Raw genomic sequence first — 26,902 nt, forward strand, 5'->3', positions numbered from 1 at the left:
TAATCTTTATCGACAGGCCAATAGCCCTTTGGAAGATCCTGACGATGAGATTGATCAAGTTGTATTGCAACAGTAAATCATATACAAACGTAGAGGTAGTGCACAGAATCGAAAAAGGGGATATCGCGATTACGGAATCATTGATCTAGCCGATAGTGAGATAGTGATAAGAGGTCGATAATTCGTTGTCGGACTAAATTAGAACTTTAAATCTAATTTTTAAGTAGTTGTTATCTCAGGAAGAGTTTTTGTGCTATGCGCCCCTATATTAAATACATCATCCCTATTTTAATTCCTTTCATTATCCTCGTCATGCCGCTATCAGCGTTTCCATTTGAAGGCCTTACGATTATTCAACAACGCGTTATTGCGATCTTTTTATTAGCGGCATTGTGCTGGGTGTTCGAGCCCATCCCGATCTACGCGACGTCTGTTGTTATTATCGTTCTGCAATTATTGATGTTGTCGGATAAAGGGCTGATCTTTTTAAGGTTTGAGCATGGGCAGGAACATTTTGGTGAGTTGTTAAAATACAGCGACATCATGGCGACATTCGCCAGCCCAATCATCATGCTGTTTTTAGGTGGTTTTTTCTTAGCGATGGCCGCCACTAAGTATCGATTAGACGTAAACTTAGCCCGTGTATTATTGAAGCCATTTGGACAAGATCCAAAGTTTGTGATGCTCGGCTTAATGTTGATCACTGGTATCTTTTCGATGTTTATGTCTAACACAGCAACAACGGCAATGATGCTCTCTATTTTAACGCCGGTACTGGCTGTGTTTGGACCGAAAGACCCCGGTCGGATAGCGTTTGCGCTTTGTATCCCTGTTGCCGCTAACATCGGTGGCATTGGTACCCCGATCGGTACCCCGCCGAACGCTATCGCCCTTAAATATTTAGTTGGCGATAACCTCATTACGTTCGGTGAATGGATGGCGTTTGGTGTGCCGTTTGTCGTGATTATGATGGCGTTAGCGTGGTTTTTAATAGGCTTTATGTACAAAGCTGACCAAAAGAAAATCGAGCTAAGCATCAAAGGTAAATTCCTTAAAACGCCCAAAGCCATTGCGGTATACGTCACTTTTGCGCTGACCATCATTCTTTGGTTAATGGGCTCAAGCCATGGCATGAACTCTTATACCGTCGCTCTGATTCCTGTCGCTGTGTTCTCACTCACAGGGATCATCAATAAAGAAGATCTGAAAAAGATTTCTTGGGACGTACTGTGGCTTGTATCAGGTGGTATTGCGCTTGGTTTAGCTCTCGATAAAACTGGCTTAGCAAGGCTCGTGGTACACAGCATTCCGTTTGATGCTTACTCACCCTATGTGGTGTTGTTCGGAGCGGCGTTCTTGTGTTTGGTAATGGCAAACTTTATGTCTCATACCGCAACGGCTAACTTGTTAATGCCAATTATGGCTGCATTGGGTTCGTCTATGGCTTCACTCACGCCACTAGGCGGTGAGTTAACGTTAATTCTGGTTGTGACTTTTGCCGCTTCATTAGGTATGTCGCTGCCAATCAGTACGCCACCGAATGCGTTGGCTCATGCCACGGGTCATGTGCAAAGTAATCAAATGGCCAGAATCGGTATTATTTTGGGTGTGGTTGGTGTGCTACTGAGTTTTGTTATGGTGTGGCTGCTACATTCAATTGGTCACATAGGATAACGATACGTGTATCAACAAAAGCTAGAAGCACTTATCGAGCGTTATTTTAATCAGACAGAACGTCGGGTGACGTGCCGTGCCGGTAACACCATTATTGAACAATCAGCGTTAAACACTCGTTTATATTATGTGTTTAGTGGAGAACTGGAAGGTTTTTATACCGAAGCGAATACACCGCAAGTGCGAGTGTTTAGCGCGGGTAGTGGGGCTTTTATAGGTGTTCATAGCTTCTTTTCAGGTAATTGGACAGCATCTTCAACGGTTGTTGCTAAAACCGATGTTGAGTTAGCGTGGATCGACAAAGACACGCCTGCAGAAGATGAACGGAAATTTGGCCCTCTTACCGCACAGTTCACACCTGTGATTGTCAATGAGTTGTCGCGTCGTCAACGCCGCGCAACACAAGAAGCGATAGCGAAACAAAAAGCGCTAGAGAAGTTACATACTGCAGAGCAAATGACGACCTTGGGTCAATTGGCTGCAGGGATTGCCCATGAGCTTAACAACGCTATTGGTGTAGTAAATAGTAAATCTGGTCGACTTGAAACGGTCATCATGGATCTACTTGAAGAAGTGCATCCAGAAGCCAGTCAATTTTTCGATTTTGGGTTAATGCATGGACAGAAAACGTCGTCGTCAGAAGCACGAACACGTGGGCGACAATTTGAAAGAAAATATGGTTTAGACAAAAACATTGCTCGCTCTCTTGCAAAGGCGATTCCAATTGACGCTTTATCTACAACAGAGGCTTTATCTGCAACAGACGTTATTTCAAAACATTGGCTGAAAAACCCAGAAGAAGCGATTCGCTTTTGGCAGATGGGCTGTGATTTACATGATTTACGCTTGGCATCTAGACACACCGTTGGCATCGTAAAATCGGTTAAACAACTTGGCAGAATTGATATCGACACCGAAGAAGCGGTTGATATTAACGACTCCATTAACCATGCCTTATCGTTGTTACAAAGTGAGTTACGTAGAGTTTCTGTGCGATTGAGCCCTGCGGATTTGCCGACTTTTAAAGGCTCGAAAACAGAGCTCGTTCAGATTTGGGTCAACATTGTAAAGAATGCTTGCGATGCAATGTCGAATTCAGACGATGCTGCAATAGAAATTCAAACCAGATTAAGTAAGAAAAGAATATTAGTTACGATCACGAATAACGGCCCTGAGATAGACGAGGCGACTCGTAGAAAGGTATTTCAGCCCAACTTCACCACTAAAAAGGGTGGTTTATCGTTTGGGTTGGGCTTGGGTTTATCAATCGTTAAGCGGATTGTGGCGGGTTATGGCGGAAGTATCATTGTGAAAAGTGATGCTTCTAAAACTGTATTTAGAATCAAGTTACCAGTAGAGGGTGAACATGGAGAAGCTTAATTTAATCTGTGTCGATGACCAGAGAGAAGTACTGAGCGCAGTGGTACAAGATTTAGAGCCGCTGGCGAGTTGGCTGAATATTGAAGATTGTGAATCAGCACAAGAAGTGCTTGATCTCATTGATGAACTTGACGCAGAAGGCGAACACATTACCGTCATCGTGTCTGATCATGTGATGCCAGGGAAAACGGGTGTGGAGTTACTCACTGAAGTGTTCCATGACAGCCGCTTTCCGAATACAAAGAAAATTCTTCTTACGGGGCAGGCCACTCACACCGATACCATCAATGCGATTAATGCAGCAGGCATCGACCGTTACTTTGAAAAGCCTTGGCAAGCAAGCACGTTAGTTGAATGTATTCGCACTCTTGTCACTGAGTACATATTTGATCAAGGGCTTGATTACACGGACTATCAGAATGAGCTTGACCAGCAGGTTGTATTGAGACGCTTACGTTAGCCATTTACGTTAGGTTCTTGCGCTAGTCATCTATGTCAGTCGCTTGAAATTATATGCACCGAAGGACGCTTTCTGAAGGATTTTGTCTTTGAAAGATGTAATCTTTCGGTGCATATATTACCTATCTCTTTTAGTCGTTCAGGTTTTAGTACTCAGTTATTAACACACTGGTTGCTGGCTTAAGTCTAAAACTCATGCGCTACGCCAACACCAACAGATGCATTGTATTTTCTTCACGAACTATTCCCTGAACATGCAGCAGAACTTCGTACGATGCCGCTTTCTCTATATTCAACATTTGAATGCAATTTGTGGAATATATCAAAATTAATTAAATTGATAGTAAGTTATTACTTTTCATTATGTTAGGGTTCTTTTCTTAAGGTCAGTGGATTAGGAAGAGGCTCATGAAAAAGGGATTTGTGATAGCGATATCAATCGGCTTTGTTGTCTTCTTCTTTGTTGGTCGTGAACTCCAGTGGTTCGGGTCCAGTAATTCCGAGTCGTTTCCTAAACTTCCTGATAGTCCCCAATTTGTTCCTTCTACCGATTTCGACGGTGAGTGGCTAGGCCGCCGTATTAACACCACTGGCAATAATATGTGTGAACGCACAACCATCACCGGAACCATTCGTGGGGGTAAGGCTACTCTAAGGTTTACCTACAACGGAACACCGTTAGAGGGCTGGGTTACGGAAAGCGGCGACTTACGTTTATATGCTAAACATCGCCAATGGGATTATCGTTTTTCCGCACATGGCAGTGGCAATAGATTTGATGGTCGTTGGCATTTAACCAATGGCCCGTGTAAAGGCACTTGGTTTATAGAAAAAGCCAACGACATGTAGGGCTATAAACGCATTATATACTTGGAATAACTTAAACAATATCCACGCGCATGTGTACGATTTAGTTTAAACGTATAGATAGGGAAACCCATGAGGATTGTGATTTTTATCGCTACAGTGATTTTAGTTAAATCAATTGAAGCAAAGTTTGGGCACACCTATAACATCTTTTCAGATCCACTTGATATCAAGTTAGCCGCTCTTGATTTTGTCTTGTGGGTTTCAGTCTACTTTGGTTTATCTTTTGTTTATGAGAAGGGCAAAGGCATCCTGACTAAAATGGGTAAAGTTAAGAGTCCTTAATGGGAAAACTTGAACCCTATTAAGCGTAACGGAATATTGTTAGTGATTTGAACTAAGACCAAGAGACGGTTTGGAGAGGAATAGTTATGAATGGAAAAATTGTTCGATGGGTTGATGAGAGGGGGTTTGGATTCATCAACTCAGATGAATTAAAGGGCGATATTTTTGTTCATATATCCAAACTTCGAAAGGGTTATCGTTCTCCAAAAGTGGGAGATAGCGTTGAATTTCAACTATCACATAGTTCTTCTAAACTCAGCGCTTCGAGTGCTCAGTTAGTTGGTATAGAACCACTCAAATCCAATCCTTTATCACTTATTTTGTCTGCACTTATCGTTGGTCTTATAGGGGCAGCTTTTTATCTTTTTTTGTTAGAGCCAAAGTTAAATCCGGCATATGAGAGTATGGGTTTTAGCTGCCAAGGAAAAATGTACTGCAGTGAGATGTTATCTTGTGATGAAGCAAAGTTTTATTTGGCAAACTGTCCCAATGTGAAAATAGATGGTGATCGTGATGGTATTCCTTGCGAGAGTCAGTTCTGCAGTCACTATTGATGCCTGTTTACTAGTCATTCAAAATAGACAACTAAAAGGACATTACATGGAAATCAGAGTAGGGACATTACCTGATATTGCAGGCATCACCGATATCTTCAACTTTTATATTGAACATACCAATGCGCGCTTTGAAGAAGAGAAGTTGTCGTTGGAAAATCGCCAGCAGTGGTTTTCTCAATTTTCTAGTCAAAGTAAATATCAACTTTATGTCGCGACAGAAGGTGATGCGTTATTAGGCTTCGCGTGTTCTCAGCAATACCGGGTTATGTCGGCATTTGAAGATACCGCAGAGGTCACTATTTATCTTGCGACAGAAGCTCAAGGTAAAGGCTTAGGCTCTAAGCTTTATTCTCAGCTATTTGCATCGATTAGTGATTATGGTGTTCACCGCGTACTCTCAGGTGTTGCTTTACCTAATGAGGCTTCAATAGCACTTCATAAACGTTTTGGATTTCGAGAAGTCGGAGTGTTCAATGAATATGCGAAGAAAAACGGTCAATACATCAGTTCAATGTGGTTAGAGAAGGCGTTAACCAAGGAACCAGATTGATTAGGATGGTTTAAACACGATGCAATACTCTTGGTACTTAAATTACGTATTGCTCAATGTTTGATTTAGAAACAAAGGACACAATATGGAAGTAAGGTTAGTCAAAGGTTCCGATCCTAAGTTCGCTGAATCGATCACTAAAACGAATATGGCGAGTTACTACCAAGCTCGTGGCATCGCTTGGGGTCATAGTCAGTTTTTACGCAGCTGGGATGAACTGGATAACTATGAAGTTTATGTAGGGGATAGCCGTATTGGTGTTATCCGCTTCAGTTACAACTGTGATACAACGTTTCTTAGGGACTTGCAGATATTAGCTGAATATCAAGATAGAGGCTTTGGTTCTAAGTGTCTCGATTTAGCTATTGAACATGCGAACAATCAATCATCGGCTCAGTTAGTGTTGCGAGTGTTCAGTGAGAACCCCGCTATTAAGCTTTATCAATCAAAAGGTTTTACTCAGTTGTCTGAAGTGAAAGGACTGTTGAAATGGAACTGATTTTAGGAAGAACTATGGACACCATTATCAAACAAGCAATCGAATTGCGAAAAGAAGAGAAGTACCAAGAGTCACGTGATTTGTTGGCAACGCTACTCACTGATGAAAATTATGCCGCGAAAGCGCACTTGCAGATCGCGTGGTCTTACGATAATCAAGGTAAAGAGCGACAGGCGATTGAGCACTATGTGCTATCTCTGTCTGGCGTGCTTTCTTCAGTAGAGCGTTTTGATGCGCTGTTCGGTTTGGCGAGTACTTATCGAAGCCTTGGTCTTTATGCAGAGGCTTTAGGCTATTTCGAACAGACTATGGCTGAGTATCCTGACTCGATAGAGGTGAAACCTTTCTACGCAATGTGTTTGTACAATTTGGGTCGCCATAAAGAGGCGACGTCGCTGTTACTTGAGCTTTTGGTATCTACGACTAATAGCGATGCGATTAAAGAGTACCAACGCGCGATCTCTTTATATGCTCAAGACTTAGATAAAACCTGGTAAGCCGCTGCTTATAAAGATCATGTACTAATATAGAAAAAGCCTAAGTATTAATAGGATACTTAGGCTTCAAGAATTCGGTTTTAGTTTGAGTTTAAACCGTTACTCTGAAAGTTCTTTACGAACGATCTCTGCGCCAGCGCTTAGCGCATTGAGCTTAGCTGAGGCAATTTCACGAGGAAGGGGAGCCATGCCGCAGTTGGTGCACGGGTAGAGCTTATCGGCATCAACATACTTCAGTGTTTCTCGTAGAGTGTCGGCAACTTCTTCCGGCGTTTCAATTGAATTGGTTGCAACATCGATAGCACCGACCATCACTTTCTTACCTCGAACGAGCTCAAGCAATTCAACCGGCACATGAGAGTTATGACACTCTAATGAGATGATATCGATATTTGACTGCTGAAGCTTAGGAAATACCTCTTCGTATTGGCGCCACTCGGTACCTAGTGTCTTTTTCCAATCCGTATTTGCTTTGATGCCGTAGCCATAACAAATATGGACTGCAGTTTCACACTTAAGCCCTTCAATGGCTCTTTCTAAACAAGCAATACCCCAATCGTTCACGTCATCAAAAAATACGTTAAACGCAGGCTCATCGAACTGAATAATATCAACACCAGCAGCTTCTAACTCTTTTGCTTCTTCGTTAAGGATTTTTGCAAACTCCCATGCTAGCTTTTCACGGCTTTGGTAATGCGCGTCGTAAAGCGTATCTATCATGGTCATTGGCCCCGGTAGAGCCCACTTAATTGGTTGATCCGTTTGCTGGCGTAAGAACTTAGCATCTTCGACAAAAACCGATTTTTGACGAGAAACGGGGCCAACAACTGTTGGTACACTCGCATCGTAACGGTCGCGAATTTTAACGGTTTCACGCTTCTCAAAATCCACGCCATTCAGGTGTTCAATGAAGGTTGTTACAAAGTGCTGACGTGTCTGTTCGCCGTCACTCACAATATCAATACCGGCTTGTTGCTGGTCTTGAAGAGAGACACGTAGCGCGTCTTGTTTGCCGTCGGTTAATTCGTCGCCTTCCAGTTTCCATGGGGACCAAAGTGTCTCTGGCTGTGCAAGCCAAGATGGCTTAGGTAAGCTGCCTGCGGTTGAAGTCGGTAATAATGTTTTCATATAAATACTGCCTATCCTTGGTGATTTAAGAGCGTAATTGCTCGATTAAAGCGCGTAGTTGGCAGACCAGTTCTCTAGAACTGACTGGTATGGCTTAATGAAAGTCTCTTCTGCGAATTTACCTTGTTCGATAGCTAATTTGCTTCGTTCTTCTCGGTCATACACGATTTGAGTTAGCGAGTGGTCCAAGTTTTTCAAGTTTGGTTGGTAGCAGTTGCCCGCAACTGCATTCGCGTTGTAAATCTCAGGACGGTAGATTTTTTGGAATGTACCCATGGTGCTGATGGTGCTGATAAGCTCTAGGTTTGAGTAATCGTTCAGTAGATCACCAAAGAAATAGAAAGCTAGAGGTGCAACACTGTTTGGCGGCATGAAGTAACGAACCTGTAAGCCCATCTTCTTGAAATATTGTTCAGTTAAAGAAGACTCATTCGGTTGGTATTCAAAACCTAATACTGGGTGTTGGTTTTCAGTGCGGTAATAGGTTTTATTATCTGACACGCTTAAGCAAATAACAGGTGGCTTATTAAAGTTCTTTTTGTAAGCGTCAGAGTTAACGAAATATTTAAAAAGCTTGCCGTGTAAATCACCAAAATCTTCTGGAATGCTGAATTTATCTTGGCCTTTATTATGATCCAATAGACGTACGCTAAAGTCATAATCTCGAACATAAGAAGAGAAGTTATTTCCGATAATGCCTTCAATACGCTCGTTGGTTTTACGGTCCAGAATATTGGTTTTCAGTACTTCAATGGAAGGGAATGCTTCGCCGTTGCTTTCAATGTCCATATCAACAGAAATGATTTCAAGCTCTACAGAGTAACGGTCGCCCTTTGGGTTGTCCCAGTGTGCTAATGCGTTGAAACTGTTGTCAATCATCTGCAGTGCATTGCGCAAGTTTGCTTGGCGGCTGTCACCACGCGCCAAGTTAGCGAAGTTGGTGGTGATACGTGTGCTGTCCGCAGGTTGATAGTTCTCGTCGAGGCTAATGCTCTTAATTGTAAAATTAAATTCTGTATTCATGTTGATCTGATATCCCAATCTGTTGTCTGACTTTCGCGGTCTTTAGAATTAAAATTGCTTTTATTTTTGCTTGTGACCGGATTAATAGTTGAAGGCAATACTGTATGAAAATTAATACGGTATTAAGTTAATCGCTTGGTATTTTTATACTTGGTTCGATAAATGATTAACAATGGTATTCCTTCACATTCAACATGAGGAATATTCATGATCTATTATGTTTGAAAATATTAGGTGGTGTCAGTTATATTAATTGGCTTGATGGAAATATAACCACATTAATAGTGCGTTATTTAAGACAATTAATTTAATTAAGAGATGGACGAAATGAGTGAGTTGCTGTTGTTGATTTTATACTGTGCATTATTAGGCAGTGGTGTTGGGTTTCTAGCTGGTTTGTTAGGGATTGGCGGAGGGCTGCTCATTGTGCCTGTGTTAAGTAGCATTTTACTTTATTTAGAAGTTCTACCGTCCGATCAAGTTGTTGTCGCTGCGATTGCAACCTCGCTGGCGTCGATACTGTTTACTTCCACTTCTTCTGCGCTTGCTCACCATAAGAATGGAAACGTGCCTTGGGATTTGGCACCTTGGATCATGTTGGGTGTTGCTCTGGGTGCATTGATTAGTGGCTTTATGGCGGCTCTTTTACCGGAAAAAGTTGTTCGTATTGTGTTTGCCGTAAGTGTGGTTCTTATTGCGATCAAGATGTTCTTAAGCAGCAAAAATGACGCGCCTAAAGAACGAAAGCTACCGAACAAGGGCGTACTAACGGTTCTTACAACTATTACGGGCGGCTTGTCAGCCATGATAGGCATTGGTGGTGGGGCATTGCTGGTTCCGCTATTGACGTTCTTCTCTGTCGATATGAAAAAGGCGATTGGTTGTGCGTCGGCTTGTGGCATTGTCATCGCGTTGTTTGGCTCGATAGGTTACATCAGTTCAGGCAGCAGCCACTTTGCGCTAACCGACGGTTTTGCTGGCTTTGTTTATTTGCCTGCGCTGCTAGGCATCGTGTGCACATCTTGGTTTACAGCTCCGCTAGGCGCAAAAGCAACTAACCATTTACCGGTTCCAACGATTAAGAAGATCTTCTCAGTACTGTTGGTGGTTATCGCAACCAGCATGGTTGCTCGTTAATTAAAGAATTCAGTAACCTGTAACTGATTCAGTTTCTTTATTCATTAGACATTTAGGTGCGAAAAAATGCATGTAAATGTCTAATTGCGATCTGAGCCCTCCAATAATATGAGCCACTCCTTTTAATGCACCATAGTTCATAATAAGATTGTTCGCGTTTAATAAATATTCAAATGTGGTCAAATACTTATCTAAAGGAGCGAGCGATGGCACGAGAAATTTCATTTAAGGGCAACGGCCCACGTTGGAACGTGGCTCTATCAATGACAATAAGTTACGTGATCGCATCTTTAGCTATCAACTTATTTTATCAGACTGAGCTCCAGTTTTTCCCTTTCGTTACTTCTATCTTAATCATGATCACTGTCTATGCTTTGGTCTCCAAGTTCACCCGAAGACATTTATCTTTAGTCGGTGAAGAGATACATCTACATGACGTTAAAGCGAACTTAGCGATCAAAAACTCTGTCTTTTCTCGTCAGTATATTCAAGTTAAATCACTGACTAAAAATGGCTATTACAAAGTGAATGTTCACAAAGGACAGGTTGATAAATCTGATTGGGAAATGCTGTTAAGCAAGGCCACACAGCAAAACGTTTAACGCTAACTCTTCATGGAATCCATTAATGTCAGGGTGTTTTATCAACATTATTATCTTGATAAAACATTGTTATTTAACCCAATTCACTGCTATAGCTAAATGTATCTTATTTGATTCAACGGAATGCTATCAATGAGTGATTTATGGATCCTTTAACGCAGGGCGTGTTAGGCGCTTCTTTGTCACAATCGGCAAGCAAAAAACAACATTTGGTTGTTGCTGGGGTATTAGGGCTGCTTTCTGGATTGGCACCAGATCTAGATGCACTGATTAAGTCTCAAAGTGACCCTTTGTTGGCGTTGGAATTTCATCGACAATTTACCCATTCACTCTTCTTTATCCCCATTGGCAGTTTGATATGTGCCTTGGTTCTGCATCACCTGATTGCAAAAAGGCGTGGGCTTTCTTTCAAACAAAGCTGGCTGTTTTGCGCTCTGGGCTATGGCACTCATGCACTGTTAGACGCTTGTACCACTTATGGCACGCAGTTACTTTGGCCTTTGACTAATGCGCGTTTTGCTTGGAATACCATATCAATCATCGATCCTGTTTATACGCTGCCCATCTTAGTTTTGCTTGTGTTTGCAACATGGAAACGAGCACCTTGGCTAGCACGTGTTGCGTTTGCTTGGGCTCTAATTTATCCAACATTAGGGATGATACAAAGAGATAGGGCTGAGGCGATTGGGTGGCAATTAGCGGAACAAAGACAACATACGCCGATTCGATTAGAGGCAAAACCGAGCTTTGCTAATATCTTGGTTTGGAAAGTGGTGTACGAAACAGAGGCTCATTATCATGTAGACGCAGTGCGGGTTGGCACATCGGTAAACGTATATCCAGGAGAGTCGATCGCTAAGCTGAATGTTAGCAGGGACTTACCTTGGCTTGACCCTAATTCACAACAAGCAAAAGATATTGAACGCTTCCGCTGGTTCTCTAATGGTTATATTGCTCAGGACCCAACGGACGAGTTGCGTATTATCGACGTCCGATACTCAATTGTACCGAATCAAATGAAAGCACTTTGGAGTATCAAGTTATCAAAATCTGTTGATGCCAATTCGCATATAAAATACGAAACTCATCGAGACAACACCCCAGAGTCGAGACAGATCTTCTTCGATATGCTCATTGGCGATAAATGATCTAGTTCTAAACAGTAAAAAGGCTGAGTCAGATAACCTGCTCAGCCTTTTTTATTCGTTTGTTTAACTGGTCGATGTTGCATTGATCTGCACCATCAATACTGGACGCTACGTTAAGCGACTTTCCATACCTTTAGTTATCTCTGAATTGTTAATTTAGGGGAAGTTGTAGCTCATTTATGCCCCAAAGTTTCTCAGCCCCGTCAAATCGACATCCTTGAATGATCTAGAATAAACCTAATTAATCTAATCCATGTGCTTTAGAAATTATGCGTAGGTTTTCCAATGAGGTTGAAGCTAGAGCTGCTTTTTTTATGCTTGCCTTCTCCCCTTTTTGTTGTACTTTGATTATCAATAACTCGTTTATTAAACAGGGAAGAGATATGAGTGAATCATTTTTTCAAAAAAAAGCTTTCAGTCCAGTATGTGTTGGGGCATCTTTTGCTGATACATTCCCCCCATTTCCTGACGGAACAATATTTATTAATCTTAAAAAGGAAAAAAGCCGATGGTTAATTGTAGATGATGGAGAACTGCAATCTTTCGATGGTAAATTATCAAAAAAGCCAATGGAGGCTATTCAGTTTCTGAATAAATTAAGTACCGAAGGAAAAGGATGGGCGACTTGCAAAGATATTGAAGTTATTTTCACTAGTGTGGAAAAAATTAGGATTACGGAGATCTAATGTTGTTTCGATTTATCTTTTTTTTATTGCCTTTGTTGTTGGCTGGCTGTGTTCTCACTCCAAAATCTGCTGAAAACATGACTACCGCCAAGCTATGTTCAGAGGCTGCTTATGACGCGAATAGAGACGTTGCGTTTGCAGAGTTAGAGCGTCGAGGTGTAACTTTTAGTAATAATGAGCAATGCAAAATCATTTATGTTACTAAAATGCAATCATTTTCAGGGCAACAGCAAGCTGGTGCAATGCTCTTACTTGGCTCTCAATTATGATTACTATTTGTCTAATTTAACGTCACTTAATACGCCCTGACCTCAACGCTAAATATTTGCGTCATTTGAAGGCTTATTAGTTCATATCTTTTGTCGAAGTAGAACTCAAAAACACACTGATATCTCTACCGATGGGCTTGTAAATTTCATGGGGTTTCAGATTAGTTAGTTGTTTGGCGATCTTTTAGGATGACGTTTAATGCATCAGTAGCTAATTCAGCATCACGTAATTGTCTTGTTCTAAAAATATGCTTTAATACTCTGCCATTCAGATCAGTTAATGATACTACGTACCATTGTTTAAATTTTCGCTTCCAACTTAATAACTTTACTTCTTCTATTTGATTGTAGTAAACGCGTTCACCAACATTTCTTGTTGTTGTATTACCAAAACTTGTACCAGTACCTACTGACTTTGACACAGTACCGAAGTCCCAACCGATATAATGTTCAGTCATAACAAAGTAATCTGGTTTCCAATTACGGTGCTGTGTCATAACCATCTGCTCTACAACTATATATGCCTGTTCTAATGACATATCTTTTGGTTGATAAGCCATTGGTACTGTTCCGCACCCTGATAAAGTCGCCACTAATAGTAAACTCAATAGGTAACGCATTGTTGTACTCCAAGTGTATTTGATTGAGGCATTCTCATATCTTTAATTATGCCATCTTTCAAACGCTTATAAAGTGGTTTAAGTAATAGTGAGCTTAGTGAATTGGACATTTAGCCACAGGATTGGAGTGAGTAAGTAAAGTTGGGAGTTTAGACTCTTTTCATCAATAGAGGCTATCCGAAGTCTCATCTTCCGTTGAAAACCGAAACACGTCTTTGTCCAATTCCGTGCTAGCAGGTACCAGGATATTCCGTGATTGTTAAGTTCGATGAAGGGATAAAGCCTTCAAATCAACCTAAGTATGTTTTGAAAATGTGATTAAAAAGGCTGAGTCAGTAATCTGCTCAGCCTTTAATTCATTCGTTGTTCTATACAGCCTATTCCATTAAAGGTAACGGCTTCTTAAATGGTCTTTGAAGAATTGAGCATTCAAGGTTTCACCCGTTGCGCCTTTCACCAAATCATCGGTACTCAGCAGGCTGCCCTTGCTCCAAATGTTTGACTCTAACCAAGTGAAGATAGGTGATAGGTCACCACTTTCAATCACAGAATTCACATCCACCGTTTTCTTCATTGAAGCCATGAACTGAGCTGCGTACATCGCACCTAATGTGTAAGATGGGAAGTAGCCGAATGCGCCGTCTGTCCAGTGAATGTCTTGCATACAACCATTAGTGAAGTTGCCTTGAGTGCTTAAACCAAGGTAAGACTGCATCTTAGTGTTCCAAAGTTCAGGGACATCGGTGTGTTTGATCTTGCCGTTAATCAAGTCACGTTCAATTTCGTAACGTAAGATAACGTGTGCAGGGTAGGTCAGCTCATCGGCATCGACACGGATGAAGTCTTTCTTCACGCGTGTGTAGATCTTTTGGAAGCTCTCTTTTTCAAACTCTGAGCCTGAGAATTGCTGACCAGCTAAGTTTGCTAAGTGTCCAATGAACGGGTCGCTGCGGCCAACTTGCATCTCGAAGAACAGAGACTGAGATTCGTGGATACCCATAGAGCGAGCTTCACCGGCTGGTTGGCCTGCTAGGTGTTTAGGTAAGCCTTGTTCGTAACGCGCGTGCCCTGTTTCATGCACTATACCCATTAAGCTTTGAACGAATTCCGCTTCGTCGTAGCGGGTTGTGATACGCACGTCTGAAGGCACGCCGCCACAGAATGGGTGAACACTTTCATCCAATCGGCCGTGTTCAAAATCGAACTGAAGCAGCTTCATGACTTCTAAACCAAGTGCTTTCTGTTTCTCGGTCGAATAGATGCCAGATGGCGCATTAAATTGCTCGCTCGATTGTTTTTCGATGACTTCATCAATCAGGTTTGGCAGCCATGTCTTAACGTCGGCAAACAAGACATCAAGTGAAGCAGAGCTGGTGCCTGGTTCATAGATATCAAGCATGGCATCATAAGGTGTTAGGTTCGCCGCATCGGCGCGGATTTGCGCTTCTTCACGAGACAGTTCAACCACTTCACGCCAGTTCTTTTCGAATCCAACCCAGTCGTTGTTACCACGTTGGCTGCGCCATGCATGTTCACACTTTGAGCCAGCTAGAGATTTGGCTTCAACCAGCTTTTCTGGGAGTAGATTGGCTTGTTGCCATTGGCGTTTAATTTCACGCAGAGATGATTGTTGTTCGCTATTTAGCGCTTCGTTTTCAGCGTCTGCAATCCAATCTCCAAGTTGTGGTTGCGTCATCAACCCGTGAATATGAACCGAAAGCTCGGCCATCGCTTCACTACGCGCTTGGTTACCACCGGCAGGCATCATTGAAGCTTGGTCCCAACCACAAATAGAGGCTAGATGTTGAAAGCGTGAACATTTTTGAGAGTGCTCGACTAGTTTTTTGAATGCGCTCATTTGACTACTCTTAATTTGGTTTCTGTAAATGATCCTTAGGACTGCGTCAGCGTTAAGGTTCATCTCTCATGTACTTTGATTAGGGCTCTACTTTTAAAAGACGCTGAACTTCGGAGTCGAAGATATAGCGAGAAAAGCATGAGGCGGTACGATGCCTTGAATTTACTATTTCTTAACAAATTAAACTGTTCTATTGTGCACAAAATCAGTGAGTTGTATAGCGGGTGGCAATTGTTGCTTGCGAATTGTTCAGATACACGGTATTGATGATAGATCGCTGAACAACAATGACAATGACAATGATATGGATATTTTGAACTTTGAGGCATTTCTAATTGCCATCACTATTTTAACGCTAACGCCGGGCTTAGATACGGCTTTGGTGATTCGCAATACGAGCCGCTCGGGCTTATCTGACGGCGTGATGACCAGCTTTGGTATTTGTAGCGGCCTCTATGTACACGCGTTTTTCTCTGCTGTGGGTATTTCTGCAATCCTCGCCCAGTCAGCTGAACTCTTTCAAGCCGTTAAGATGGTGGGTGCGGTTTACCTGATCTGGCTTGGCTTAAGCAGTTTACGAGCTTTGATGAAAAACGGTGGCGGTTTGAAGGTGGGTGAACAAGCTCATCAAGCCTACAGTGCCAAACGTTCTTTGCGTGAAGGTTTCTTATCTAATGTGCTGAACCCAAAAACGGCAGTTTTCTATTTGGCCTTTTTACCTCAGTTCGTCAACCCTGAAGGTTCGCCTTTATTGCAATCTATGTTGATGGCTTCGGTACACTTTATGATTGCGATGGTGTGGCAATGCGGTTTGGCAGGGGCTCTTAATTCTGCTAAAAACTTGCTTAAGAATGCGAGTTTTATGAAGTGGATGGAAGGCGTGACTGGCATGGTGCTGGTGGGGCTGGGTGTGAAGCTTTTAATGGAAGAACCTAGCTAAGTCATAGTGACTTAGTTTATTGGAATCTAAATCACTGGCACATAGCCATTAGTTTTACAATAAAACGCCCGCACATCATTGCGGGCGTTTTTGATCGCTCAATTCTTATTATGCTTTAACTGCTTCGCAATCCTTTGAGGAAGTTAACGGTTTGAAGAATAGCTTGGTTTCTTCGATAACAACATGGCGCAGTAAGATAAGCCCAATTAGGTTCGGAATTGCCATTAGGCCGTTCACGATATCCGCCATTATCCAGATCATGTCGAGCTTTAAGAATGCACCAGAAGCAACCAAGGCGATGAAGATAATCTTGTAAGGCAATACTGCTTTGGTACCCAGCAAGAAAACAACACAGCGCTCACCGTAGTAGTTCCAACCTAAAATTGTTGTAAACGCAAAGAAGATTAAGCCAACAGAAACCAACATAGGGCCAAGGGTGTCTGCATTCAAACCAACAGCGAACGCGTGAGTGGTCATCGCAGCGCCAGAAAGGTCCGTCTGCCAAGCGCCTGTTAAGATAAGTGCCAGACCTGTCATCGTACAGATGATGATGGTATCGAAGAAGGTGCCTGTCATAGAGACAAGCCCTTGTTTCACACATGAGTCTGTTTTAGCCGCGGCGGCTGCCATTGGTGCGCTACCTAGGCCAGACTCGTTCGAGAACACGCCACGAGCGATACCTGACTGGATAGCAAGCATGATGCTCGCACCAAAGAAACCACCGGTTGCTGCTGTATTAGTAAACGCAGAGGTAACAACAAGGGTAATGGCATTCAGTAGTTGGTCTGCATTTGAAATAAGAACGCTTAAACACGCGACGACGTACATCACCGCCATCGTAGGAACGACTTTCCCTGCTACTTTAGCGATAGATTGAATACCACCAAGGGTTACAACTGCCACCAATATCGTAAGAACGACAGCAGACATCTCACGAGAAGCACCGAATGAAATTTGAGTTGCGTCTAAGATAGCGTTGACTTGTGGGAAGGTACCAATACCGAAGCAGGCAACACCTAACGCGAAGACAGCGAACATTACCGCTAAGATTCTTGAGCCAACACCGTATTGCAGGTAGTACATTGGGCCGCCAACCATTTCGCCATTGCTATCGGTTCTACGGTATTTAACAGCAAGTAGACATTCTGCGTATTTGGTCGCCATACCAAATACAGCGGCAAGCCACATCCAGAATAGGGCGCCAGGACCACCGATCTTGATTGCGGTCGCTACGCCTACAATATTGCCTGTACCAATCGTTGCGGAAAGCGCTGTACACAAAGCGGCGAAGCTTGATACGTCACCCGTACCGGATTTGTCTTTGCTGAACACCATTTTTAGCGCGGTTGGGAGGTGTCTAAACTGGAGTAAGCCTAAGCGAAAAGTAAAATAGATACCTGTACCCACTAGCAGAATAAGTAGTGGTGGTCCCCAAACGAATTGGTTGATGGTTTGTAGTGTAGCTTGTAGGTGGTTCATAGATTCCCCTTAATAAATATAAAATTTAAGGAGAAGAGGGAAGGCAGTGCAGATCACAGGGATCGGGAGCACTACTTAATACATACGGATTTCTAGATAGAATTCTTTTGTTAATTAAGGCTGTTGCTTTCCACTCCTCTGTCCTTTTGCCTGAGAGTTTCACTTAGCGAATCACTTACAGATAAGTAACGGGCACTAAGCTTGCTCCTTCGGCGACCGCTTGCTACAAAAAAAGTAGTACGGTTCTCTCCAGAGGTTCCTCCAACGACAGTCCTCACTTTTCTGGATTTCTCCAGCATAAAGCGCCTGAAAGATTTACTTCTTCGGCGGGTTTATCTAACTAAATGTTAATATTTAGTTAAAAACCACTCTCCTGCAGTCTTCATCGGAACAATTACCTAAATAATTAGGTAATCTGTAGGCGTATCCTAGATCATATAAAATGTGATGTCAGCTACAAAATATCTGTTTGCTCAAATGTTGTTCAACTAAATGATCAAACAACGAGTCTCTGACGTAACTTGCTTATTTAAATGGTATAAAATAGAGAAACAAGGAGGAGTTATGACTCGATTAATAGCGATTGTTTTTTTATTGGCTTTGGCATTTGTGCTGTTTCGTTACCGGACAAACGAAAAACTGCAAAAATGGGTAGTGATAGTTATCGTTAGCAGCTTCCTTTTGTATACTGCCAGCCTGATGATTTCGGAGTTAACTCGTTAAGTCTGTCTGTGAGCAGATAGGATAAACGTGTTAGCAAAGCTCAAGTGCTTCTGGCTTGGGCAATAGGTTTAACTGAGCTTAAAGTATCAGTATCAGTATCAGTATCAGTATCAGTATCAGTATCAGTATCAGTATCAGTGACCGTGTAACGTTAAACAAATTTTTGGGAGTACCCGCTAGTGAACCAGCAATCTGGACAAGGCGAACAAGATGAAGTGGTTGTTATTGAGGAACGCGATAAACGTAGTCAGCTCTATATCGGCATTGCTGCGGTTATCGGTTTGGCGTTAGGAGGCTTAATCGGATCTACAGTCACGGCTTCGAAGTGGGAATCTACTTATCAGGTACTAGAAACTCGTTATCAAGAACTGCGTGATAGTAAAACTCAGTTGGTGACATCAGTTGAAGAGAATGTGGCAAAAGTTGATACCGAAATTGATGCGAAAGTAGAAGCTGCTCTAGTGAAACAGGCAGAAGAGCATCAAAAAGAACTCCAAGATTTAGCGAAACAATCTGCAGTTTTAGAGAAAGCAAACTACTCGTTAGAGCAGCAGTTAAACGAACAGAAGCAAACGTTAGAACAAACTCAACAAAATAATCAAAAGTTGAGCCGTCAAGCTGATATGCAGTCGACCCTTTTTGAACGTTCGCGTGAGCTTTTCCGCAAAGAATTACAGATATCTCAAGAGCTTGAAAAACTCGAGAAAGAAAGAGATGACATTGAACAGAATCTTGGTTCTTTGAAGAAAGCGTGTGATGTTTTCTTAGATGGTACGTCATGGGATACAAAATCTGACGCCTGTGAGAAACAGGATAATGCCAATTCCCGCTTAAGTGACATCAGACAAATGATTGAAGTTCACACCATGGATATCAAGCAAATTAAAACGCTAACTGAAGAGATGGGTCTATAAGCTGAGCGCTTAATATATCTATATCACGACTGCTTGCAGTAAGAATTTGAACGCCCACATCGCACACGTGATGTGGGCGTTTTGCGTTGTACTCAATTTTTCGAGAGTAAGTACATAAAAACGGGTCTGATACCAATCACAGTAAGTAAGTGATCAAGCATAGCGTAGGAAAAAAGCTTGAGAACAAGGCGGAATTTTTCGATAAGTAGTTATTCTACAATCAAAAATTCTAACGAAGTTATCGAGGTTTTTAACAAGCTAGGGTGGCCAGTTATTTACTACGATTGGTATGATATTAGGCTGAGTCGTCAAAGCTTATAGGCGTACCGCTGATTTTCTCTTCAGACATAAAAAATCCCTACAAGCAGAGCCTGTAGGGATTTTTTAAGTTGCAGTACTGTTCTCGCTTTCTCAAGCAAAGGGTCTTACAAAAATTTTTAGAACAGTGTTATTCGACAATAAATTATTGACGAGTCACTATTTTTCGTAAGTTTTGATTTCGCCAGATTTAACTCGAGCAACAAATGATTGCAGTTCTTTCTTCACAACTGGCATCAAGAAGTACAGACCAAGAATGTTGAAGATAGACATGGCAAAGATAGCTGCGTCAGAGAAGTCGATTACCGCGCCAAACTGAATCGTCGCACCGATAACAACAAACACACAAAACATCACTTTAAAAATCAGTTCCGTTGTTTTGCCTTCACCAAATAGGTAAGTCCACGCTTTAAGACCGTAGTACGACCAAGAGATCATGGTAGAAAACGCGAACATGATTACCGCTAGAGCGAGTGTGTATTTGAACACTTCTGCCGTTTCAGTAAACGATGCAGCAGTAAGCGTTACACCCGTTAAGCCAGAACCATCGAATGGACCTGTATTTAGACCAGCGATAGTGATAACCAAGGCTGTCATTGTACAAATGATGACTGTATCAACGAACGGTTCTAATAGTGATACTAGACCTTCAGTGATTGGCTCTTTTGTTTTAACCGCTGAGTGAGCGATAGCTGCTGAACCTACACCTGCTTCGTTTGAGAACGTTGCACGTTTTAGACCTTGGATTAAGGCACCAATGAATCCACCAACCACACCTTCGCCAGTAAACGCACCTGTAAAGATTGCACTGAACGCAGGACCCACTTGATCAAGATTAGAACCGATAACAATCAGAGCCATACCGATATACAGAGCAGCCATCCAAGGAACAACTTTTTCCGTTACCGATGCGATAGAAGGCATACCACCAACAATCACAGAGAAAACTAAAGCGGCGAGTACAAGGCCTGTGATGACACCGTATTCACTTGGTACATCGAATGCGTAAGTTAACATGGCATGTGCTTGGTTAGCTTGGAACATGTTACCGCCGCCCAATGCGCCTAAAATACACATTAATGCAAAACCAATAGCAAGGGCTTTACCTAGTCCACCCAACCCTCTTTCACCAAGACCTTGGCTTAGGTAGTACATTGGACCACCGGAAACCACACCTGAAGGTAGGATAGTTCGATATTTCACACCTAAGGTACACTCACAGAACTTAGACGCCATACCCAGAAGACCACACAAGATCATCCAGAATGTTGCACCAGGACCACCAATTGCGAGTGCAGCACCCACACCGGCAATATTACCAAGCCCAACAGTTCCAGAAAGCGCGGTTGTTAACGCTTGAAAGTGAGAAACTTCCCCTTCGTGTTTGGAGTTAGGGTCTGTGTACTTACCTTTAATAATGTCTATGGCCATCCCGACACGTTTAAATTGAACAAAGCCAAAGTAAACAGTAAAGATGATCGCAGCGAGCAGTAACCAGCCAACAATAATTGGGAAGTTTGCTTCACCTACCGGTACGCTTTTAAATATCAGTCCAACGAACCAACCTGTATATTCGTTGAAAAAACCATCAACACTTTGACTTAAGTTACTGATAGCTTGATTAAATGATCCTTCTTCTGCAAATGCACTGGAACTAAATAATAATATAAACCCCAAAAATAATTCACGTATGTTTTTCATGGTTTTCCCTGTCTTTTTATTAAATTATGTTTGTTACTGTTGTGTTTTTTCTATTTGATTTTTTACATTTCAGCGACTTATTTATTGCAATTCGACGGCAACATAAACGGCTGTAGCTAGGTCGAAAAATGAAATAAATATGAGTACTGATCTTGCTTTATATGGATATCCTTTTGGTATGTGCACCAATTAGACTATGGCATTCGGCCTGCCAAGTCCTACTGATAATCCTATACACAAAAATAATACCATCAAAGATTTTTTTACAATAAATTTACAATTGTTCGGGTTTTGTCATTGTTTGGGAATAAGCAGGTGTTTTTTAGGTTGGAAAAGGCATATGCAGTGGCTGTTATAGCATGAACTAAGGTGAATGATAGTGGAGGTGTTTAAACAATTGATAACTGAAGATGTAATCAAGCTAAAGGACATTAAAAAAGCCCTTTATCAGAGCTTTGTTAATGGTTTCGATGAGCGTGAGGTTCAGTGATTGACGAATAGAGACTAGATTTAAACAGAGCCAATGATACGTTTACTCGATTTGTGGTAAAGCTTAAGTGCGAGTAACGAGCCCCATAGAGCGACTTGTATCCATAGCAATGTCCATTGAGACGCTACTTCTTGCCAAGATGCACCCATCTGATTGAGCGCTAAAAAACCTTGGATAGCGGGTGTGCTTGGGAATAACTGTGACAGCAGTACTAACCATTCAGGCATCATTTCAACAGGCCAGATAAAACCTGAAGAGAAGATCAGCGGCATTGAACTGATTAACACCACAACCGTGACTAACTCTCTTCTTGGCACTAGCTCACCAATAAAAATCCCGATCAAACAACTGGCCAATAAGAAGGGCAGCAGTAAGGTCAAAATGTTTGTTATGGAGGCAAGTAGGTTAATGCCATACATCGAAAAGCTTGCGCCGAAGTAATACATCGACAACAGGTAATAAATGCCAACTAAGGTACAACAGCGAGCAAGCATCAGTTTCGCCGAAGAGGTCTTACTCCAATAGCCAAACGTAGATTGAGCATTTTGTGTTGCACCGATTAAGCCAGAAGCCATAGCCAAGGTTTGCTGTAGGATCAACACAAACACCGCTGGAACTACGTAATCGATGTAGCCCATGCGACTATTGAAGGTTGGTTTTAGGTTCAAGCTAAACGCGCTGTAGCCTTTGGCTGCGGATTCTAACGGCACACCTTCAACTAACAAGTGGCTGACTTTAACTTGCGCAGCTAACGTGCCACCAGCCTTGGCAAGCCCTTCAACAATGGTTCCGTAGACCAAGAAGTAAGATGCATCACCGGCGTAAGAAAGCGTCGGGCTCTTACCTAGGAGCAAGTCTTTATAGAAGTTCTCTGGGATGACGAGGAACCCACCAATCTCTTGATTAAGAACAGCTTGCTTAGCATCGGCGATGGTGGAGTCGCGGCGTACCAAGTCAATTTGAGATGTGGCATCTACCATTCTTTCTAACTGGTAGCTGCTTTGGCTCTTATCCAAGTTCACAACGGAAGCTTTAAGCTGTTGAGGAACTTGGTTTACGTAAGGCAACGGATACAAGAATGAATAGAAGAACACACCACCAAATACCGTAAGAAGTACAACAGGGTTGCGCAGTACCGCTAACAGTTCTTGCTTGAGTAGTTGAGTAAAGCTCATCGTTTTACTCCTTGTTCTGCTTCGTTTTTAGTTTTATCTGAGAGTGATGCTTGCATTAGATGTTTCTTAATTAATAACATCACCACGAAAGCAGGAACTGCATACCACAACATCGAGGAGAGGCTGATTAGCGATTGTGCCGCGGTCACGCCATAACTGGATTGTGCTGTTTGTACTTCGATGTAGTGACTCACGGGCAATAAGCTTCTCCAGATTTGCGCTGCCGTGTTCATGTCGGTGACTGGGAAAGTAATGCCCATGAACGCAAAGCTTGGCGCTGTAAAGGCGCCAGCGAAACTCATCGCCCTCGCTGGATCAAGCGTTAAGAAGAAAAACAAACAACCCATGATGATACAACTGATGACGGTAAGCAGTTGGGCGACGGTCAGTGCCACAAAACTGCCGTTAAACGGCCAGTCTAAGAGGACATAGAACCAAAAGCTAAACGCGATACCAAACATCAAAAACAAGACAAGGTAGGGCGTTAGTGTTGATGTTAGTGATTTCATCGGGGCGTTGGATAACCAAGCATGAAGACCACGAGCTCTAACGTTCGCCGTCAAAACCAATATCGTGCCCACCACAATCATGATCTGCCATAGAGCCGGAATAACCGCAGACACTAAGAACTGAGCATAGCTGGTGTTCTTGTTAAACAGTGGCGTAATCTGGCTTTGTACCGTTACCGCTTGCCCCAATGCAGATTGTACCGTGGTATCACCGTGTGAAAGCTGTTTAACCACTTCGAGTTGCGCGTTGAATGTTCCTTGAGCCTGCAACAGAGCCGAGTTCACCAGTTTGCCAATCAAGATAAATTGACTGTTGTAGAACACAGACACTTGCGGATTCAATCCGAGCAGAAGGTCTCGGTCAAAATGCCTTGGTATCACAACATAACCGTAGATATCGCGTTCAATCATCGCTTTCGCCGCTTCACTCGCCGAGCTGTACTTCTGAGTGACTTGCAGCGTTGGTGACGCATCAACAAGGCGTGTGAACTGCTGCGAAATTTGGCTGTGTTCCAAGTCAACAACCGCAACCGGTAAGTCACGAGCGATCCCTTGCGAAAAAATCAGCCAAATACTGGCAGCAAGCAGTAAAGGTATCCAAGTTAGGCAAGACAACAACCATTTGTCTTTGCGGACAATCGCCCACTGCCTAAGCAAGGTATTCTTCGCTCTATGATGCTCAGTTGATTGCGAGGCTGTAGATTGCGAGCCTTTAGATTGTGAGCTTCTAGATTGTGAGCCTTTAGATCGCGAGCCTATCGATCGAAAGTTAGCAGACATACGTCACCTAAAGCTCAACCACTAGGCTCATGCCCATACGCAGTGTTTCGTTGGTATCGACAGGGTGCGCTTCTACTTCAAAAGTGCGTAAGTCGAAGCCTTGTGCTGCGTCTGTTGAACGCCAAGTCGCGAAATCACCCATTACGGCAATGTGAGTCACTTGGAAAGTTAATGATTTATCCAGAGCTGGTAGGTATGCCTCAAACTGGCTGCCTTTATCGAAATGCTTAAGCATATCTTCACGCACATTGAGCACGGCCCAAGCATCTTTGGTGTCGATAACAGTGACAACAGGGAAGCCTTGTGGTGCGAGTTCACCGCTGCTCAATAGAACCTGAGAGACTTCGCCATTAAACCAGCTGTGGATCTGTGTGTCTTTTGCGTAAGCTTCAACTTCCGCTACTGCGCCAGCTGCCATTAACGCTTTTTGAGCGGCCGCGACTTTGGTTTCGTCACGCGCACCTTCTCGTGCTAATTGATACATTTGGAACGCAGCGCTTTCAGTGTACTTCGCAGCTTGCCACTGTGTTTTGGCTTCATCGCGTTTTTGCTCGGCAACCACACCATCGTTGTAAAGGTTATTGACACGTTGATAAGTTTTGTCCATGAGATCGGCTGCTGCTTTTGCCTTCAACCACTGGTCTTTAGCTGCTTGGATCTGTTGAGTACGCGCACCATTCTCAGCTTGTTTTGCTAATGCGCCCGCAGCTTTTTGACCTGCTTTTGCTTGTTCTAGCTTCGCGTCAATCTCAGGGCTAAGAAGAGAAAAGATCAATTCGCCTTTTTCAACTGAATCGCCTTTACGCACGAATATTTCATCAATTCTGCCAGGTACTTTCGAGGAGATACTGTATTGCTGCGCATCGATTTGACCTTGAAGCTTAACAGGCTGAGGTTGATAAGCTTGGTAAAAACTGTATCCGACCCAGCCAATAACGCCGATACCAACTAAAGATAGAAGAAGGGGCTTAATAGGTTTCATGAATTATCCTTTTGACTGGCTATCGGTGTCTGTTTTTGAGTCGAAGTCAGACGGAACAGAAGAGGTTAAGTAACTCGAGTAAGCATTCATTTCGCTAGTTAGCGCTAATAGCTTGTTCAGAGAGATTAGGTATTTGAATCGCGCAGCAGATTGCTGGGTTTTGATGCTCGCAAGGTAGAGCTCTGCATCAACCACTTCTAACGAATTAGATAACCCTTGTGTGAAGGCTTTTTTACGGAGTAATAGGTTTTCTTGAGCCAAAGCCAAGCTTGAGTTCAGGCCTTGAACCTCTTCAATTGCTTGGTTTGCTTCAAGGTAAGTCTTCTGTACCAACACAGTTAAGTCTTGCTTAGCTTGCGACTTCAGGAATTGAACCTGTGAGACAGCACTGTGAGCGGCGGCTACTTTGTCTGAACGGCCAGAAGTATCAAGCAGCGGCACATTCACACCAATGCCAACTAACCAATCGGGTTTCATTTCGCTGGCTAGAGAGTCATCTTCATACAGGCTGTAGTCACCGTAAAGGTATACCTCTGGATAGTATTTACCTTTCTCTGCCTTAATTAAGCTGCTTGCTTGTTTCTCTTTTGCATCAAGAATCTTAAGGCCGGGATAGGTCATGAGTGTTTGGTCAATGAACACATCCATATGAGGCAGGTTCTTATTGATAAACAGTTGCTCTGAAGGTTCTACACTTTGGCTCTGACCAAGGATTTGAGTCAGCGCTAATTGAGCAATCTTAAGATCGTTTTGAGCTTTAGTTCGCTCGACAACTGCTTTGTCTAGTGAAGCATCCGCTTGCAAGCGTTCTACTCGTGCGATTTGCCCTTGTTGTTCAAGCTTGATGGCGAAATCACGATGCTGAGTTAAGCCAGCTTCAACGGCTTGACGCGTTTTCACGACGTCTTCCGCTAAGATCACCGAGAAGTAATATTTACTTAAGTCTTCGTAGCGAGCTTGTCTTTCCATCAACAGCTGGCTTTGCGCTTCTTCGCTTTTACCTTCAGCTGCATTTTGCGCCGCGGTAATTCGCCCGCCTGTGAAGATAGGCCAAACCGCGCGAATGGAAGAGCTAAAGATGTCTTGTTCTGTAATCGTTGAGGTAACGCCACCTAATATGGGCTGAAGAATCCCTCCAATAGCCCCCAAATTTGGTACGCCACTCAAACTGTTTGAAAACTGTTCACCATTAATCGTCACGTCACTATCAAGGTGCGTGTAGTTAGCCCCTAAGGTGATAGAAGGCAAGTTGAGGCTACTCGTTGAGTTCTGAAGGTGTTGATAACGTTCAACGTTGGCTTGTTGAGCCGCAAGTGAGTTGTTGTTTTCTTGTAATATTTGCCACGCTTCAGAAAAAGTGAGCGGGGCAGCATAGCCTGGCGAAGTCATGGTGCCGAGAAGCATACTGGCGATCGCAAGGTATCGAAATTTTGGTTTGGTCATCTGCATTAAATACCATTTAGAGTATTAGCTCTAATGTTAACAGGGTGATAGTCATTTGTCTTGAGATGATTGTCTCACATGCTTAGAAACTCTCATAACTCGTTAAGTTAATGTAATAAAGTACGTGATGTGGGCTACAAAGATCACTGAAACGAAAAGAGCACGACAAAGCGTGCTCTTTAAGTTCAGTATAGAAGTGTTCTTACAAA

26 protein-coding genes and 1 riboswitch are annotated in these 26,902 nt (G+C 42.8%); of the genes, 16 read left to right on the plus strand and 10 right to left on the minus strand.

Annotated features, from left to right (window positions below):
* Window positions 1–255 precede the first annotated feature (255 nt).
* The 9 genes from OCV30_RS06710 to OCV30_RS06745 all read left to right on the plus strand — a co-directional run bounded on the left by OCV30_RS06710 (window position 256) and on the right by OCV30_RS06745 (window position 6,768).
* On the plus strand, window positions 256–1,674 hold the full coding sequence (locus OCV30_RS06710; RefSeq protein WP_065606706.1) for an SLC13 family permease: 1,419 nt from the start codon (window positions 256–258) through the stop codon (window positions 1,672–1,674).
* 6 nt (window positions 1,675–1,680) lie between these two features.
* A complete protein-coding gene (locus OCV30_RS06715) occupies window positions 1,681–3,054 on the plus strand; it encodes an ATP-binding protein (protein WP_065679878.1) in 1,374 nt (457 codons plus the stop codon).
* Window positions 3,041–3,514: a response regulator gene (locus OCV30_RS06720; protein ID WP_017062404.1), complete on the plus strand. Its 474-nt coding sequence runs from the start codon at window positions 3,041–3,043 to the stop codon at window positions 3,512–3,514. The genes OCV30_RS06715 and OCV30_RS06720 overlap by 14 nt, the downstream gene beginning before the upstream one ends.
* 407 nt (window positions 3,515–3,921) lie before the next feature.
* On the plus strand, window positions 3,922–4,362 hold the full coding sequence (locus OCV30_RS06725) for a hypothetical protein (protein ID WP_065679877.1): 441 nt from the start codon (window positions 3,922–3,924) through the stop codon (window positions 4,360–4,362).
* A 90-nt stretch (window positions 4,363–4,452) separates the two neighbouring features.
* Window positions 4,453–4,665: a hypothetical protein gene (locus tag OCV30_RS22885; protein ID WP_017099097.1), complete on the plus strand. Its 213-nt coding sequence runs from the start codon at window positions 4,453–4,455 to the stop codon at window positions 4,663–4,665.
* Window positions 4,666–4,751: 86 nt separating this feature from the next.
* Entirely contained in the window at window positions 4,752–5,219 is a 468-nt protein-coding gene (locus OCV30_RS06730) for a cold shock domain-containing protein (protein WP_065679876.1), read from the plus strand.
* A gap of 46 nt (window positions 5,220–5,265) precedes the next feature.
* Window positions 5,266–5,772, plus strand: coding sequence for a GNAT family N-acetyltransferase (locus OCV30_RS06735; protein ID WP_009846557.1), 507 nt, complete (start codon window positions 5,266–5,268; stop codon window positions 5,770–5,772).
* Window positions 5,773–5,857: 85 nt separating this feature from the next.
* Complete coding sequence (locus OCV30_RS06740; RefSeq protein ID WP_141678305.1) at window positions 5,858–6,271, plus strand: GNAT family N-acetyltransferase; 414 nt, start codon at window positions 5,858–5,860, stop codon at window positions 6,269–6,271.
* Window positions 6,272–6,285: 14 nt separating this feature from the next.
* Window positions 6,286–6,768: a tetratricopeptide repeat protein gene (locus OCV30_RS06745; RefSeq protein WP_029222928.1), complete on the plus strand. Its 483-nt coding sequence runs from the start codon at window positions 6,286–6,288 to the stop codon at window positions 6,766–6,768.
* 99 nt (window positions 6,769–6,867) lie between these two features.
* On the opposite strand, the gene OCV30_RS06750 is transcribed toward OCV30_RS06745, so the two are convergent.
* A complete protein-coding gene (locus OCV30_RS06750) occupies window positions 6,868–7,896 on the minus strand; it encodes a methionine synthase (protein WP_009846559.1) in 1,029 nt (342 codons plus the stop codon).
* Window positions 7,897–7,941: 45 nt separating this feature from the next.
* Window positions 7,942–8,919 (minus strand): DUF1852 domain-containing protein, encoded by a 978-nt coding sequence (locus tag OCV30_RS06755; protein WP_009846560.1) that lies wholly within the window; start codon window positions 8,917–8,919, stop codon window positions 7,942–7,944.
* A 327-nt stretch (window positions 8,920–9,246) separates the two neighbouring features.
* Between OCV30_RS06755 and OCV30_RS06760 the strand changes: the two genes are divergently transcribed.
* From OCV30_RS06760 to OCV30_RS06780, 5 genes are all read left to right on the plus strand, one after another.
* Window positions 9,247–10,056: a sulfite exporter TauE/SafE family protein gene (locus OCV30_RS06760; RefSeq protein ID WP_065679875.1), complete on the plus strand. Its 810-nt coding sequence runs from the start codon at window positions 9,247–9,249 to the stop codon at window positions 10,054–10,056.
* A 173-nt stretch (window positions 10,057–10,229) separates the two neighbouring features.
* Window positions 10,230–10,658 carry a hypothetical protein gene (locus tag OCV30_RS06765; RefSeq protein WP_083994626.1) on the plus strand — a complete coding sequence of 143 codons (429 nt, stop codon included), beginning with the start codon at window positions 10,230–10,232 and terminating at the stop codon, window positions 10,656–10,658.
* 143 nt (window positions 10,659–10,801) lie between these two features.
* Window positions 10,802–11,806: a metal-dependent hydrolase gene (locus tag OCV30_RS06770; RefSeq protein WP_065679872.1), complete on the plus strand. Its 1,005-nt coding sequence runs from the start codon at window positions 10,802–10,804 to the stop codon at window positions 11,804–11,806.
* 383 nt (window positions 11,807–12,189) lie between these two features.
* Complete coding sequence (locus OCV30_RS06775; RefSeq protein WP_241816776.1) at window positions 12,190–12,492, plus strand: hypothetical protein; 303 nt, start codon at window positions 12,190–12,192, stop codon at window positions 12,490–12,492.
* Entirely contained in the window at window positions 12,492–12,761 is a 270-nt protein-coding gene (locus OCV30_RS06780; protein ID WP_017097640.1) for a hypothetical protein, read from the plus strand. The genes OCV30_RS06775 and OCV30_RS06780 overlap by 1 nt, the downstream gene beginning before the upstream one ends.
* A gap of 161 nt (window positions 12,762–12,922) precedes the next feature.
* Here OCV30_RS06780 and OCV30_RS06785 read toward each other — a convergent pair whose 3' ends face one another.
* Both OCV30_RS06785 and OCV30_RS06790 read right to left on the minus strand, forming a co-directional pair.
* Complete coding sequence (locus tag OCV30_RS06785; RefSeq protein ID WP_065679871.1) at window positions 12,923–13,381, minus strand: hypothetical protein; 459 nt, start codon at window positions 13,379–13,381, stop codon at window positions 12,923–12,925.
* Window positions 13,382–13,766: 385 nt separating this feature from the next.
* Window positions 13,767–15,239: a carboxypeptidase M32 gene (locus OCV30_RS06790; protein WP_065679870.1), complete on the minus strand. Its 1,473-nt coding sequence runs from the start codon at window positions 15,237–15,239 to the stop codon at window positions 13,767–13,769.
* Window positions 15,240–15,543: 304 nt separating this feature from the next.
* On the opposite strand from OCV30_RS06790, the gene OCV30_RS06795 reads away from it, so the two are divergent.
* Complete coding sequence (locus tag OCV30_RS06795) at window positions 15,544–16,179, plus strand: LysE family translocator (RefSeq protein ID WP_065679869.1); 636 nt, start codon at window positions 15,544–15,546, stop codon at window positions 16,177–16,179.
* 108 nt (window positions 16,180–16,287) lie between these two features.
* On the opposite strand, the gene OCV30_RS06800 is transcribed toward OCV30_RS06795, so the two are convergent.
* The gene (locus OCV30_RS06800) at window positions 16,288–17,658 is read right to left on the minus strand and encodes an alanine/glycine:cation symporter family protein (protein WP_017101086.1); all 1,371 of its coding nucleotides are present in this window, start codon (window positions 17,656–17,658) and stop codon (window positions 16,288–16,290) included.
* A gap of 128 nt (window positions 17,659–17,786) precedes the next feature.
* Window positions 17,787–17,921: riboswitch (glycine riboswitch) on the minus strand.
* Between the two features lie 639 nt (window positions 17,922–18,560).
* Between OCV30_RS06800 and OCV30_RS06805 the strand changes: the two genes are divergently transcribed.
* On the plus strand, window positions 18,561–19,295 hold the full coding sequence (locus OCV30_RS06805; protein ID WP_065679868.1) for a chromosome partitioning protein ParA: 735 nt from the start codon (window positions 18,561–18,563) through the stop codon (window positions 19,293–19,295).
* A 477-nt stretch (window positions 19,296–19,772) separates the two neighbouring features.
* Here the strand turns inward: OCV30_RS06805 and OCV30_RS06810 are convergent, their stop codons facing one another.
* The 5 genes from OCV30_RS06810 to OCV30_RS06830 all read right to left on the minus strand — a co-directional run bounded on the left by OCV30_RS06810 (window position 19,773) and on the right by OCV30_RS06830 (window position 26,699).
* On the minus strand, window positions 19,773–21,314 hold the full coding sequence (locus OCV30_RS06810) for an alanine/glycine:cation symporter family protein (RefSeq protein ID WP_065679867.1): 1,542 nt from the start codon (window positions 21,312–21,314) through the stop codon (window positions 19,773–19,775).
* Window positions 21,315–21,824: 510 nt separating this feature from the next.
* Window positions 21,825–22,979, minus strand: a complete 1,155-nt coding sequence (locus tag OCV30_RS06815; RefSeq protein ID WP_065679866.1) for an ABC transporter permease — start codon at window positions 22,977–22,979, stop codon at window positions 21,825–21,827.
* The gene (locus tag OCV30_RS06820) at window positions 22,976–24,268 is read right to left on the minus strand and encodes an ABC transporter permease (RefSeq protein ID WP_065679865.1); all 1,293 of its coding nucleotides are present in this window, start codon (window positions 24,266–24,268) and stop codon (window positions 22,976–22,978) included. Before OCV30_RS06820 ends, OCV30_RS06815 begins: the two co-directional genes overlap by 4 nt.
* A gap of 7 nt (window positions 24,269–24,275) precedes the next feature.
* Window positions 24,276–25,250, minus strand: coding sequence for an HlyD family secretion protein (locus OCV30_RS06825; RefSeq protein WP_065679864.1), 975 nt, complete (start codon window positions 25,248–25,250; stop codon window positions 24,276–24,278).
* Window positions 25,251–25,253: 3 nt separating this feature from the next.
* Window positions 25,254–26,699, minus strand: coding sequence for a TolC family protein (locus OCV30_RS06830; RefSeq protein WP_017089070.1), 1,446 nt, complete (start codon window positions 26,697–26,699; stop codon window positions 25,254–25,256).
* Window positions 26,700–26,902: the final 203 nt, after the last annotated feature.

The sequence above is a fragment of the Vibrio atlanticus genome, from assembly GCF_024347315.1.
In the GTDB taxonomy this organism is placed as follows: domain Bacteria; phylum Pseudomonadota; class Gammaproteobacteria; order Enterobacterales; family Vibrionaceae; genus Vibrio; species Vibrio atlanticus.